Raw genomic sequence first — 12,772 nt, 5'->3', positions numbered from 1 at the left:
CCTCGTCGCGTCCCGAAAATCCTATCAGATCACGCCAAAAGGCGCAGGTTTTTCAGACGTTCCCTAAGATCATCCTGGCCGATGAACCCATCGCCTCGCTTGATCCGATGAATGCGCAGCTGGTGATGGACACGCTGAAGCGGATCAACGTCGAAGACGGCCGCATGGTCATCGCCAATCTGCACACGCTTGATACCGCGCGGCGCTATTGCGACCGGGTAATCGGGATGCGCGACGGGCGCATCGTCTTTGACGGCACGCCCGAACAGCTTTCTGCCGAGGTCGCCCGCGACATCTATGGCGCGGATGCGGGTTTCAATGAGGCGGCCACCTCAACCGCGCTGCCCGACGACCCTGCCCCCGATCACGCCTGGGCCGAGCGGATGCTGGCCTGAGACCTTTCCTTCTTATCCCATTGGAAATCCTTATGAAAATGCTTTCACTGGCTGTCTCTGCCGCGCTGGCTCTGACCGGCACCGCTGCTTTCCCGGAAGCGATCAGCGGTTTTAACATCGGGATCATGGGCGGCGAGAATGCCCAGGACCGCATGAGTTCCAACGAATGCTACCGCGCGGCCATTGAGGCCGCCGTCGGCGTTCTGGTCAAGGTTTTCACCCCGGCGGATTATGACGGCGTGATCCAGGGTCTGCTGGGCGGCACGCTGGATATGGCCTGGCTGGGGGCCTCGGGCTATGCCAAGATCCATCTGACCGATGAGACCGCGGTGGATGTGGCGCTGACCAAGCAGAACAGCGACGGCTCAACCGGCTATTACGCGATCGGTTTTGCCCGCTCTGACAGCGGTATCACCAGGATCGAAGAGGCCGAGGGCAAAGTTTTTGCTTTTGCCGAGCCGAATTCGACCTCCGGCTATCTGGTGCCGGGGGCGGAGCTGCAGGAGGCGCTCGGGCCGCTCGATCAGTTTTTCTCAGAGGTGAAATTTTCAGGCGGGCATGAGCAGAGCCTCATCGGCGTCTCGAATGGCGACTTCGATGCCGGTGTCGCCTGGGCCGATGGTCTGGGCAATTGGGAGGACGGCTATAACTCCGGCGCCTTCCGCAAGGCTGCCGATTCCGGCCTGATCGATATGAACAATCTGACCGAGATCTGGCGCTCAAAGCTGATCCCCGAAGGCCCCATGGTGCTGCGCAAAGCGCTGCCGCAGGAGGTCAAAGACAAAGTCACCCGACTGACCGCCGATCTCTGGGAGAAAGATCCGAAATGCGCCTATGGCGTGGCGGCCGGTGAGGCAAAGGATTTCGTCCCGGTCACCCATGAAACCTACCTCGGCGTGATCGCGGCCCGCAAACTGCAGGAAGCCGCGAACTAATCTCCCGGCCCCGTCACGGGGACCGGGTTTTCATTGCCCTCAAGGGGATGCCCGCACCCATGTCCCGGACCTCTCTGATGCCTCCACCCCTGCCCGCAGCTCAGGCCAGCGCCTGGCCTGAGCTGCTGCGCCGCCGCCGGATGTACGGAGGCATCCTTCTCGTGCTTTTTGTCGTGCTGATGTCCTCGGGCTTTCAGCTGGCGCAAAGCCGCAATGCGGGGGGATTTTGGGACGGGCTGCCGATGATCTTTGCCTTTCCCGGCGAAGTCCTGGCCGAGGCCTGGGAGAAGCGCGCGCGGCTTCCCGGCCTTGCGCTGGCGCATCTGGCCTCGCTTGCTGAGACGCTGAACATCGCGGCAGTGGCCACGCTGATCGGTGCGCTGGCGGGGGGGCTGCTGGCGCTGCTGTCCACGCGCGGTCTTGCCCGCTGGCCAAAGGCTGCGGGGCTGTTCCGGCGGCTGACGGATCTGGCGCGCGCCTTTCCCGAGATCGTGATCGCGCTGATTTTGATCTATATTCTCGGCGGCGGGCCGGTGCCTGCGGTGGTGGCCATTGCCCTTCATACCGCAGGCGCTTTGGGCAAGCTGTTTGCAGAGGTGGCCGAGAATGCCGATCTGAAACCCCACGAGGGGCTGACCGCCGTCGGCGCTTCCTGGGTGCAGCGGATCTGGCTCGGTGTTCTGCCGCAGGTGGCCCCGAACTGGCTGAGCTATACCCTCATGCGGTTTGAGATCAACCTGCGCGCCAGTGCCATCCTGGGCTTCGTGGGCGCAGGCGGCATCGGCTATGACCTGAAGATCGCCATGCAGTGGGGTCAGGGGCGCTACGATCTGGTGGTGGCCATCTTCGCGCTGCTTTTCCTCAGCATCGTTCTGATCGACCGGCTGTCGGACCGGCTGCGCCTTCGTCTGGTGAAAGGGTAAGCCATGAGCCCTGCTGTGACCGCGCCACCCCTTTCTTTGCAGGACCGCGTTCTGCGGCGCTTTCGCCGCGCACGCCGCCTGGCCTTTGCGGTGCCGCTGCTGATCCTCGCCTATCTGAGCTATGCGGCCTTCGCGTTTGATCTTGGTGGTCTGGCGGGGCGTGCGCGGCTCGACAATGCCGCCGTTCTGGCGGGGGATTTTGTCAGCTATAAAACCCATGTTCTGCGCGACAACCGCAGCGGCGAGGTCTCGGTTCTGGTCGAGGGGGAGGCGAAGGGCCGTCTGCCCGCCGGGCAATGGCCCGACTGGCTGCGCCAGAGCGGCGGGGTCACGACGATTGATCTCGGGGACGGCCATCTGGTGACCTATCACGAGGGGGGTGCGCAGTATCAGATCCCCGGCTATGGCCTCGTGTCGATTGCCCCCGAAGGCAATCGTCTGAAGCTGACCGCACCGCAGCCCCTGCCCGACCGGATCAACGCAGGCGATGCCCGCATCACCGTCACCACAGAAGCGGGACGCTTTGTCTATACCCGCGCGAAGGTGGAAACTTTTTACTATCAGCCGGGCTGGCCCTTGTTCTTTTTCACCCCCGACAGCCCGTTTCCCGCCATGAGCTGGGCTGAGATCGGCGGCGCGGTGCTTTGGGGAGAGCGGGTTGACCCGTCGCTGCCCAATCTGCTGGCGGTCGGGCGCGATTTTCTCAACAATCAGATGTGGCGGCATTCGGCGACCCTTTGGGCGATTTCTGAGACCCTGCTCATGGCGTTCTTAGGCACCTTCGGGGCCGCCCTGGTCGCTTTGCCGCTGAGCTTTCTGGCTGCGCGGAATATGATGCCCTTTACCCCTTTGCGCTTCGGGCTGCGGCGGGTCTTTGACTTTATCCGCGGGGTGGATGGGCTGATCTGGACCATCGTTCTTGCGCGTGCCTTCGGTCCCGGGCCGATGACCGGAGCGCTGGCCATTCTGCTGACCGACAGCGGGTCCTTCGGAAAGCTATTCTCTGAGGCGCTGGAGAACATCGACGAAAAACAGGTGGAGGGGCTGCGCTCGACCGGGGCGGGGCGGCTGCAGCAGGCCCGCTTCGGGGTCCTTCCCCAGGTCATGCCGGTGCTGCTCAGCCAGGTCCTTTATTTCCTCGAATCCAATACCCGCTCGGCCACGGTCATCGGCGCCATCGTGGGCGGCGGGATCGGGCTTTTGATGACTCAGGCGATCCAGACGCAGCGCGACTGGGAGGATGTCGCCTGGTATATGGTGTTGATTGTGCTGATGGTCATGGCGATGGACAGCCTCTCGGGTCTGATCCGCCGCAAACTGATCCGGGGGGCGTGATGAAACTTTCCAAGACCGAACCCTCTCTGCACCCGGGCGTGCAGCTCCGGGCCGGCCATCCCGGCGCCTTTGTCGAGCTGGGGGCCGACACGGTGCTCAGCAAAAGCCGCGTCGGGGATTATTCCTGCTGCGGGCGGCTTTGTGACATCGCCAATACGGAAGTCGGCCGCTTCGTCAATATCGCTGCGATCGTGGCAGCAGGGGCCGTCGTGACCCGCGACGTCAGCCCCTTCATGATCGTGGCGGGCTGCCCGGCGAAGCCCGTCCGGGCGCGGTTTCCCAAGGCTGTGGCAGAGCGGCTCATGGCGCTGGCCTGGCGGGACTGGTCGCATGAGCGGCTGCGCGGCGCTGCCGGATGTCCGCCGCCTGAAAGCCGAAGCCTTCCTTGAAAAATATGGCGGCTGAGGAGGCGGCCTGCCTTCCGGTCCGTTTATCCGCCCGCGCCCGCCAGCCGGTCGCGTTCTGCCTCCGGGCTGAGGGGATCTGCGGCGCCCAGCCCATTCAGGGCAGCGTCAAACACCCCGGCGGCGAGCGAGGAGGCGGGCACAAACTCTCCCTCCGTGAGAGGGGTGTTCAGCGACAAGCGGGTGCTCCAGCCACCCTCCGCTTTGCACAAAAGCACATCCTGCGTCTGCTGCGCATCGCGGTGTCGCAGATGACGGCACACCCCGGCCTCAGTGTCATAACTCGCCAGCGCGCGGACTTCGCCCCCGGCAAGGCTGCGGCTTTCGCCTGTGGGCAGCGTCGCATAATCGAGGGGCGTAAACCCGCCCTCTGCGCCCGGAGCGAGCCAGCTGCCCGCCCAGACAGCCAGCGCCAGCGAGGCGGCGAGTGCCACCGGACGCCAGGCCCGCTGCCACAGCGGAGCGGGTTGCGGCGCAGCCCGGCTGCCCGGCCAGTCCTCAATCTGCCGGATCAGCCGCTCGGGCACCGGCCCGAGGCCCGGATCCGCCCGCAAAGCCGCCGCCGTCTGCACAAAGAGTGCATAATCGGCCTGCAGCGCGGGATCCGCGGCAATCTGACGGCGCAGCTGCGCAGAGGTCTCTGCGTCAAGCTCGCCGTCGGCGAGGGCCATCAGCATCTCATCCTCAACCCTCATGGCGGACCTCCTTTGTGGTGTCATCGCTTCGGCCGAGCATGGCGGCCAGGGCGCGGCGGGCGCGGGCAAGGCGGCTCATAACGGTGCCGATGGGCAGCCCGAGCGCCTCGGCTGCCTCGCGGTAGCGCAGACCTTCAACCCCCACCAGCATCAGAACCTCCCGCTGCCCCGGATCCAGCGCCGCCATGGCCCGGCCGACGGCCCGAAGTTCAAGCCGGTCTTCAATCCGCGCGGCTCCGTTCAGATCCTCAATCTCGCGCTCAGAGATATCAGCCGCCAACGCCAGGTGTCGCGGGCCGCGCCGCTCATCCAGAAAGCTGTTGCGCATGATCCGGAACATCCAGGCGTCCAGCCTGGTGCCATATTCAAAAGACGAAAGGGCCCGCAGTGCCTTTTCACAGGTCAGCTGCACCAGATCATCCGCCGCTGCCGCATCCCGCGTCAAAGACCAGCCAAAGGCCCGCAGGCGCGGCAAAAGCAGGATCATCTCCTGGCGGATCTTCTCATGCTCGGTGTTCATCACGAAAAAGGGTCCTGGCCGTCCGTCAGAGAGAAAACGGCACAGCGGCCGGATTTATTCCCCGCGCCGTAAATAATATACCGCAGGGCGGATGAAAACTGCCCCTCCGCCCGTTATCCTGACCTGCGACAGGAGAAGTTCATGCGTGATGATGCGTTTACAAGGCGGCGGGCGCTGCTGATCGGTCTGGGTGTGACCGGGGGCGCCTGGATCGCCCCGGCGCTTTGTGGCTATGACACGGCGCGTGCCTCGGGCGGTTCGGTCAGTGCCGTGTCGCGGGCGTCAGCGCCGTCGCGCCCGGCCCCTCCCCGGGCTGCGCGGCCTGAACTTCTGGTTCTTGGACCGGCTTTGCAGGAAGGTGCTTTGGAAGCGGCGGGATATGTGGTGCTGCAAAGCCGCGCCTTTGCCGGTGGTCAGCTTTACCGCCTGCTGAGCCCCGCCCGGCTGAGCACCGATCAGGCGCTCAGCGATCTGGCGCGGCGATTTCCCGCCGCCACCGTCAGCCGCAACGCGCTGTATCGCAGCGGGGCGTTTCTTTGCGAGGGCGGAGATTGTCTTGCACATCAGGCCATTTCCTGGCCCCTTTCCCGCAGGGTGACTGCGCGCCGGATCGGCATGATCGATACCGGGATCAACCTCGGGCATGAGGCACTGAAGGGCGCGAACATCCGCGTTTTTCAGGCGGATCTGGGCGAAAGAAGCCAGGCGGGTCGCCGCCACGGGACCGCCGTTGCAGCCCTTCTGGTGGGGCAAAGCCTCAGCCGCACACCGGGGCTTCTGCCGGATGCCGAACTGGTGGCGGTTGAGGCCTTCCATAAATCCAGCACAGGCGAAGCGGCAGACGCCTTTACCCTGACCGAGGCCGTCGGGCATCTGATCGGGGCCGGGGTTGCGGTCATCAATCTGTCGTTTGAGGGAGAGGAGAACCCGGTTCTGCATCTGGCCCTGCAGGAGGCGGCGGCGCGCGGGATTGCGCTGGTCGCCGCTGCCGGAAATGGCGGAGCGGGCGCGCCCCCGGCCTATCCCGCCGCCTGGCCTGAGGTCATCGCGGTGACGGGGGTGGACGCAGAGGGACGGGCCTGGCGCCAGGCCAACCGGGGTCCCTATATCCGCTTTGCCGCGCCGGGTGTGCGGCTTTGGACGGCCGCCTCAATCTCGGGAGGGCGGCTGCAGTCGGGCACCTCTTATGCCGCGCCCTTCGTCACGGCCGCCCTGGCGCTGCGCCTCGCGGAGAACCCCGACCTCAGTCTGGAGGCGCATCTCCGGGCCCTCGAGAGTTGCACCACGGATCTGGGGGTGCCCGGACGGGATGATATTTTCGGCGCGGGTCTTGTGTCTCTGGAAGATCAGTGCGGCGGGTGAATATCCGCAGTCGATAAAAAATTCTGAGGGGTGGAATAAAGCCCTGCGCTGTCCCGTTCTTCTTCTGTCGCCGCATCCGGCGTCGTGGTTCAGAAAGGATCCTGTCATGGGTAAAACGCAGATCGACACCCTCTCCCGTCGCCGCCTGCTGGCGAAAATGGCTCTCGGCGCCTCCCTGGCCTGGGCGGCCCCGGCGATGGCGGGCTTTGACGTTGCCCGCGCGAGCGGCGCCTCTGCGGCGACTTCCCGTGGCGCCTCGGATGGAAATTCGGCGGGGCAGTCGCGCGGCGGATCACGTGGGACCTCGCGCGGCAACTCACGGGGCGGTTCGCGGGGCGCAAACAGCGGCCCGTCGCGCGGTCAGGTCAGCCGGGGGTGAGACGGGCCGGCCTCCGGGGCGCGGCGCTGCAGGGCTGGTCGTTTGACCGCCGGGCCGCGCCGCTGCTTCTTCCCGATGATCCCGCGCTGAAAGAGGCGCTGTTGCGCTGCCTGGACGGCTGGTCACTGCAGCCGGTCCGGAGCAGGCCCGATGAGGCGCTGGCTATTGCCCGCGAGGCTTCCTGCGGGCGTTGGAAGATCACCTCGCGCTATAGCGATCGTCCGACCGGCGCTTTGCCCCTTGCCTCCGCTGTCTGCGCGCTGATCGCCGATCTGTCGCTGGCGCGGCTGGAGAGCGGGGAGGACCTCCTTGGCCTTCATGCGGCCGCAGTCGCCCTCGGGGGTCAGGCCTTTGTGCTGACCGGTCCGGCCCGGGCGGGCAAAACCAGCTTTGCCACCCGCCTCGCTGCAGAGCCGGGGGCGGAGTTCATCTGCGACGATGTTCTCGCCATCACCCCTGACGATCAGGCCATGTCCTTTGGCATTGCCCCCCGGCTGCGTCTGCCCCTGCCGCCGGATCCGACACTTCGCAGGCTGCTCGGTGGGGGGGCCGTCCTCCAGGATGACCGCTACGCCTATGTCCGGCTGCCCTCAGCGCAGCCCTGTGGCGCAAAATCACCGATCGCCGCGATCCTGTCGTTTGAGAGGCGCGGGGATCATCCGCCGAGCCTCCGGGCTCTGCCGCCTGAGGCGGCTTTGCCCCTTCTGCTGCGCCAGACGCTCACGCGGTTTGAGACCGCCTCTCAGGCCCTGGACCGGCTTACCGCGCTGACGATGCGGCTTCCCCGGGCGCGCCTGATCTGTTCGGACCCGGACGAGGGCATCGCTTTGCTGCGGGCCTGGCAGGCGCAGGGCCTGCCGCAGGATCTGCCCGAAGCCCTCCTGCCCCTGTCGCCTCAGGCTGCCGCCCCCGATCTGCCGCGGCCCGCATCGGGTCAGATCTTTGCACGCAACCCGGCGGTGCGGCTGCGCGCCAGCGGGCAGATGGTCTGGCTCTGGCAGGAGGAGGACGGCTTTCTCTGGGAACTGAACCCCATGGCCCATGCGCTGTGGCAGATGCTGGAGATGCCCGGATCGGTCGATGATCTGGCCGAAGTGATGGCAGAACTCTTTCCCGACACGGCCCCGGCGCGCATCCGTGAGGATCTCGGCCGCTGCCTCGCGCAGTTTCATCAGGAGGGGCTGGTGGTGGTGCGCTGATATCCCCCGTCTGCCTCAGGCCGGACAGAGCCGGGGTGAGCTGAACCGCGGTTCCTTCGCGGTTTGCGGTCGATCCTGAGGGCGGGGGCGGCGGCTGTCTTCAGACCCCCGGGCGCAGGCGCTGCGCCTCACGAACTTGTCAGAGAACCGGGGTGATTCGCCGAAGCCGCCCGGGTCTGCGAAAAACAGATTTCCCCCTGGACAGGCCCCGACAGCAGAGAATTTCTGCCGGGGAACTGGCGCAGAATGGCTGTGTTCCAAACTTCAAAACCGGCTCGGGCTTTCGTTGAAGAGCGCTGCAGTTGCGCGCAATTGTCCGGGAAAGTTTTTCTCTGATACCGGATTTCCGCAATGTCTCAAAGCCTTACCCGCCGTGGTCTGCTGCGTTCGGCGGTCGCAACCCTGCCGCTTCTGGCCGCCCCTTCGCTGATCGCCTCACGCGGCTTTGCGGCGGATACCTGGGCGAAGAAGCCTGTCACGCTGATCTGCCACACCGCCCCCGGCTCGGCTGCCGATATCTACAGCCGTGAACTGGCTGCAGCCCTTGAGCCGGTGATTTCGCAGACGGTGGTGGTCGAGAACCGCACCGGCGGCAATGGCATGGTGCAGATGGCCGCGCTGCGCGGGGCAAAGGCGGATGGACAGACGCTTGCGATCAACACCGTCTCGCATCTGTCGATCCTGCACACGGCGGGCAAGGGCACCTTCGGGATCGAAGATTTTGACTGGATCGCCCGGGTCCAGACCGAGGGCTTCTTCACCGTTGTGCGTGCAGACAGCCCCTTCAACACCCTCGCAGACCTGGTGGCCCATGCCAAAACCGCGCAACCGCTTCTGAACATCGGCGGACAGGGGGCGCCGGGGTCGGCCCATAACATCCACACCAATATTCTCGCAGATGCTGCGGGCTTTCAGTTCAACTGGATCCCCTTCCCCGGCGGGATTGAGCATCTGACCGCGCTGCTGGGCGGCTCGCTGGATGCGACCTCGAACAACCCGCAGACCATCGTGCAATTCGCCGAAAGCGGCCGTATCCGTCTGCTGGGCTATCAGGGCAGCGAGCGGCTCGCCTCATTCCCCGAGGTGGCAACCTATCGCGAGCAGGGCATTGATGCCGATCCGGCCTGGCAGCAGATGCGCGGCGTGATCGCCCCCAAAGGGCTTGCGCCCGAGCTGAAAGAGGCGATCGCCTCCTCGATCCGGACCGCGACCGAAACCTCTGAGCCCTGGGCGAAATATATGACCGCCTCGAACCTGAGCGCGGGTTACATGGGACCGGAAGAGTATCACGCCTTCGTCCTGCGCCAGAGCGATGTGACGCTGACCTGGCTCAAGCGGCTCAGCCTGGTGTGATGGGGAAAGTTCATCTGAGCGCGGCTGCGACGCGCCGGGGGGCAGCGCTGCTGTTTCTGGTCGTGAGCGCCGGGGCGATCCGCGAAAGCCTGCGCCTGCAGGCGCTCTCCGGCGCAGATGCGGTCGGGTCCGGGGCTTTCCCCGGCCTTGCCGCTCTGGCGCTAGGGCTTGCCGCGCTGGTGCTTCTCAGCGGCTGGCGTGATCAGAGCATTGCCTTTGAGGTCTCACAGCCCCTGCGGGTCCTTGCGGCGCTGCTGGCGATGATCGCCTTTGTCGCGGCGCTCGGGCAGGCGCCGATCCTGCCGGTCATCGCCGCCTTTGTGGCCCTTTTTCAGGCTCTGCTCGGCGAGCGGCGCCTGCCGGTGATCTTTGGCGGCGCGGCTGCGGTGACACTGGCGATCCAGGTGATGTTCGGGCTGCTGCTGAACGTGCCCTTCTGAAGGAACTGAGATGTTCGAACATTTGCTGACGGGCCTCGAGGCGGTTTTCCACTGGCAGGTCCTTGCGGCCATCGTCTTTGGCACCATCATCGGTTACGGCATCGGGGCCATGCCGGGGGTGGGGCCGCTGCTGACCATCGCGCTGCTGATCCCCTTTACCTATGGCATGGACCCGCAGGTCGCCATCATCGGGCTGATCTCGCTTTATGTGGCTGCCGAATATGGCGGGGCAATCTCGGCCATTTTGCTCAATACGCCCGGCGAGGCGGCGGCCGTGGCCACGGCCTGGGACGGCTATCCCATGGCGCGGCGCGGCGAGGCGGCCAAAGCGCTGCATATCTCGATCATCGCCAGCGGCGTGGGCGCGCTCATCTCAGCCCTTCTGCTGATCATGACCGCCATTCCGCTGGCCGAATTTGCCATTCAGTTCGGACCCAGCGAATATTTCATGCTCTCGGTCCTGGGTCTGACGCTTGCGGCGGGTCTTGGCGGAGCCTCTGCGCCGCGCGGGGTGATTGCCGTGGCGCTTGGCCTTCTGGCGGGGGTGATCGGCATCGACGGCATCTCGGGCCAGCCGCGCTTCACGCCTGCGCCGATGTTTTACGACGGCATCCCCCTGGTGGCGGCGCTGACCGGGATCTATGCGCTGTCTGAGGCGCTGATGATGGCGGAACGCGCTGTGGTGACATCGGGCCGGGCCGGAAAGATCGGCTCGCTGATGGCCTTTCCGCTGTCGATGTACAAAGGCATGTGGGGCACCATGACCCGCAGTTCGGTCCTTGGCTTTTTCATTGGGGTCATCCCCGGCGCAGGCGCGGTCATTGCCTCGCTTGTCGCCTATAATGAGACAAGGCGCCGCTCAGATGACCCCGACAGCTTCGGCAAAGGCAACCCCCATGGCGTGGCCGCCGCAGAGGCTGCGAATAACTCTGCCGTGCCGGGCGCTCTCGCCCCGCTGCTCGCGCTCGGCATCCCCGGCTCTTCCACCGCTGCCATGCTGGCGGGGGCGCTGATGATCCAGGGCATCCAGCCCGGACCCATGCTCTTCTCCTCGCATCCCGAGATCCCCTATTCGATCTTTGCGGCGCTTCTGGTCGGGCTGCCGGTGATGGTGCTGACCGGGCTTCTGGGGGTGCGGTTCTGGGCAAAGGTCACGGATATTCCACAGCCGCTGCTGGCCGCACTGATCGTTGTGACCTGCTGCATGGGGGCCTATTCGACCACCAATGACATCTACCCGGTCTATATCACCATGGCCTTCGGGGTGCTGGGCTGGCTTTTGCAAAAGATCGGCATTCCGCTTGGCCCGCTGGTGCTGGCCTATGTGCTGGGAGAGATGCTGGAAGCCAATTTCCGCCGCTCGGCGCTGCTGGCACAGGGGGATTATACGATCTTTCTTCACCGCCCCATCACCCTCGCTCTCGCCGGTCTGACCGTGCTTTGCGTGATCTTCGCCCTGCGCGCCGGGATCCGGTCCCGCAGATCCCCCCCTGCCCGATCGGAGCAGATCTGATGTCCCTGACCCTTCAGCTTGCCGAACATATCGCCGCCTCCCGCCCGGGGGCCGGGGCCCTCGCCGCCGCGCGGCTGGCGCTCACGGATTACCTGGCCTGTGCCATCGCGGGCAGCCGTGGCAGCGATTTTCAGCGCTTCAAAGCGGCCTTTCTGCCCGGCGCGGGCAAGGGCCAGACCCTGGTGATCGGAAGCGCCGCGCGGGTTGATCCGACCACGGCTGCGCTGCTCAATGCCTATAGCGGCCATGCGCTCGATTATGACGATGTCCATGCCTCCATGCGCGGCCACCCGGGAACGGTGCTTTTTCCCGCCCTGCTGGCCGCAAGGCGCGGCGAGAGCGCCGCGCGCGTTCTGGAGGCCTTTGTGGTGGGTCTTGAGGTGGCGGGCCGTCTGGGCCTGAGCCTTGGCCCCTCGCATTATGAGCGCGGCTTTCACGCCACCTCGACGGTCGGGTCAGGGGCGGCCGCTGCCGCTGTGGCCTGGCTGCGCGGATTGCCCCCGCAGGACATCGCAAAAGCCCTGAGCCTCGGGGCCACCCAGGGCGCGGGGCTGCGCGGTCAGTTCGGCACAGAAGTGAAACCCTTTCACGCCGCGATGGCCGCGCGGGCCGGGCTTGAGGCGGTGGTCATGGTTGAGGCGGGTCTCTCCGGCTCGGAGAGCCTTCTGGACGGGCCGACGGGCTTCATCGCCCTGATGGGCTTTGACAGCGCCGCCCCCGAAAAGCTGCTGCCCGGCTGGGGCGCGCCATGGCAGATCGAGGCGCCGGGGCTGATTTTCAAGGAATTTGCCTGCTGCACCGCCACTCATTGCGCGGCCCAGGCCATGCTGCATCTGATCGCGCAGCACGACCCCGCCGCAGATGAGGTGGCCGCCGTCACCGTGACCTTCCCGCCCGGCGGGGATGCGGCGCTGATAACGGGGCCTGCGCCCGAAACCGGGGTCGAAGGCCGCTTCAGTGTGGAATATGTGCTGGCGCGCGCGCTGCTTGATCGCCGGCTGAGCGTGGCGGCTTTTGATGAAACCCCCGTCTCCGCTGCGGCGCTCGCTCTCGCAGCCCGGGTGAGGCGGAGATGGGATCAGACCGCCCCGCGCCAGTCGAATGATCCGAAAACCCGCTTTGCGGAAGTCGCTCTTACCCTGACCGACGGCCGGTGCCTCAAGCGCCGCGAGACGGCGGTGAGGGGCCTGTCTGATCCGTCAGAGAAATTTCTTGATGCCACCGGGCAGAACCACACCCTGCTGGCGCAGATCCGCTCCATGCAGAGCGTGGCGGATTTCGACCGTTTACTCTCTCTTCTTGCCTCTGCGGAGCTTTAA

Annotated in this window: 12 protein-coding genes and 2 pseudogenes; 12 read left to right on the top strand and 2 right to left on the bottom strand. The window is 65.7% G+C overall.

Annotated features, from left to right (window positions below):
* The 5 genes and pseudogenes from EP867_RS11065 to EP867_RS11045 form a co-directional block, all read left to right on the top strand.
* Nucleotides 1-395 (top strand): annotated as a pseudogene (locus EP867_RS11065) (phosphonate ABC transporter ATP-binding protein); the annotation flags it as partial.
* 32 nt (nt 396-427) lie between these two features.
* Nucleotides 428-1,330, top strand: a complete 903-nt coding sequence (gene phnD, locus EP867_RS11060; protein WP_128489145.1) for a phosphonate ABC transporter substrate-binding protein — start codon at nt 428-430, stop codon at nt 1,328-1,330.
* Nucleotides 1,331-1,389: 59 nt separating this feature from the next.
* A complete protein-coding gene (gene phnE, locus EP867_RS11055) occupies nt 1,390-2,253 on the top strand; it encodes a phosphonate ABC transporter, permease protein PhnE (protein WP_128489142.1) in 864 nt (287 codons plus the stop codon).
* Nucleotides 2,254-2,256: 3 nt separating this feature from the next.
* Nucleotides 2,257-3,588, top strand: a complete 1,332-nt coding sequence (gene phnE / locus EP867_RS11050; RefSeq protein WP_128489140.1) for a phosphonate ABC transporter, permease protein PhnE — start codon at nt 2,257-2,259, stop codon at nt 3,586-3,588.
* Nucleotides 3,588-3,993, top strand: a pseudogene (locus EP867_RS11045) (hypothetical protein). The gene phnE (EP867_RS11050) and the pseudogene EP867_RS11045 overlap by 1 nt, the downstream one beginning before the upstream one ends.
* Nucleotides 3,994-4,018: 25 nt before the next feature.
* Here the strand turns inward: EP867_RS11045 and EP867_RS11040 are convergent.
* Together EP867_RS11040 and EP867_RS11035 are read right to left on the bottom strand one after the other, a co-directional pair.
* The gene (locus tag EP867_RS11040) at nt 4,019-4,687 is read right to left on the bottom strand and encodes an anti-sigma factor family protein (RefSeq protein ID WP_128489138.1); all 669 of its coding nucleotides are present in this window, start codon (nt 4,685-4,687) and stop codon (nt 4,019-4,021) included.
* The gene (locus tag EP867_RS11035; protein WP_128489158.1) at nt 4,677-5,207 is read right to left on the bottom strand and encodes a sigma-70 family RNA polymerase sigma factor; all 531 of its coding nucleotides are present in this window, start codon (nt 5,205-5,207) and stop codon (nt 4,677-4,679) included. The genes EP867_RS11040 and EP867_RS11035 overlap by 11 nt, the downstream gene beginning before the upstream one ends.
* A gap of 141 nt (nt 5,208-5,348) precedes the next feature.
* Here EP867_RS11035 and EP867_RS11030 point away from each other — a divergent pair, with 141 nt between their 5' ends.
* From EP867_RS11030 to EP867_RS11000, 7 genes are all read left to right on the top strand, one after another.
* Nucleotides 5,349-6,569 carry a S8 family serine peptidase gene (locus EP867_RS11030; RefSeq protein WP_128489136.1) on the top strand — a complete coding sequence of 407 codons (1,221 nt, stop codon included), beginning with the start codon at nt 5,349-5,351 and terminating at the stop codon, nt 6,567-6,569.
* 106 nt (nt 6,570-6,675) lie between these two features.
* Nucleotides 6,676-6,948 carry a hypothetical protein gene (locus EP867_RS11025; protein WP_128489133.1) on the top strand — a complete coding sequence of 91 codons (273 nt, stop codon included), beginning with the start codon at nt 6,676-6,678 and terminating at the stop codon, nt 6,946-6,948.
* Entirely contained in the window at nt 6,945-8,147 is a 1,203-nt protein-coding gene (locus tag EP867_RS11020) for a PqqD family peptide modification chaperone (protein WP_128489131.1), read from the top strand. Before EP867_RS11025 ends, EP867_RS11020 begins: the two co-directional genes overlap by 4 nt.
* Before the next feature lie 351 nt (nt 8,148-8,498).
* Entirely contained in the window at nt 8,499-9,500 is a 1,002-nt protein-coding gene (locus tag EP867_RS11015; protein WP_128489129.1) for a Bug family tripartite tricarboxylate transporter substrate binding protein, read from the top strand.
* Nucleotides 9,500-9,940: a tripartite tricarboxylate transporter TctB family protein gene (locus tag EP867_RS11010; protein ID WP_241656893.1), complete on the top strand. Its 441-nt coding sequence runs from the start codon at nt 9,500-9,502 to the stop codon at nt 9,938-9,940. Before EP867_RS11015 ends, EP867_RS11010 begins: the two co-directional genes overlap by 1 nt.
* Before the next feature lie 10 nt (nt 9,941-9,950).
* Nucleotides 9,951-11,453, top strand: coding sequence for a tripartite tricarboxylate transporter permease (locus EP867_RS11005; RefSeq protein WP_128489125.1), 1,503 nt, complete (start codon nt 9,951-9,953; stop codon nt 11,451-11,453).
* Nucleotides 11,453-12,772, top strand: a complete 1,320-nt coding sequence (locus EP867_RS11000) for an MmgE/PrpD family protein (RefSeq protein WP_128489123.1) — start codon at nt 11,453-11,455, stop codon at nt 12,770-12,772. Before EP867_RS11005 ends, EP867_RS11000 begins: the two co-directional genes overlap by 1 nt.

Source organism: Falsigemmobacter intermedius, assembly GCF_004054105.1.
Classification (GTDB): Bacteria; Pseudomonadota; Alphaproteobacteria; order Rhodobacterales; family Rhodobacteraceae; genus Wagnerdoeblera; species Wagnerdoeblera intermedia.
This window is presented reverse-complemented; position numbering and strand designations above follow the sequence as displayed.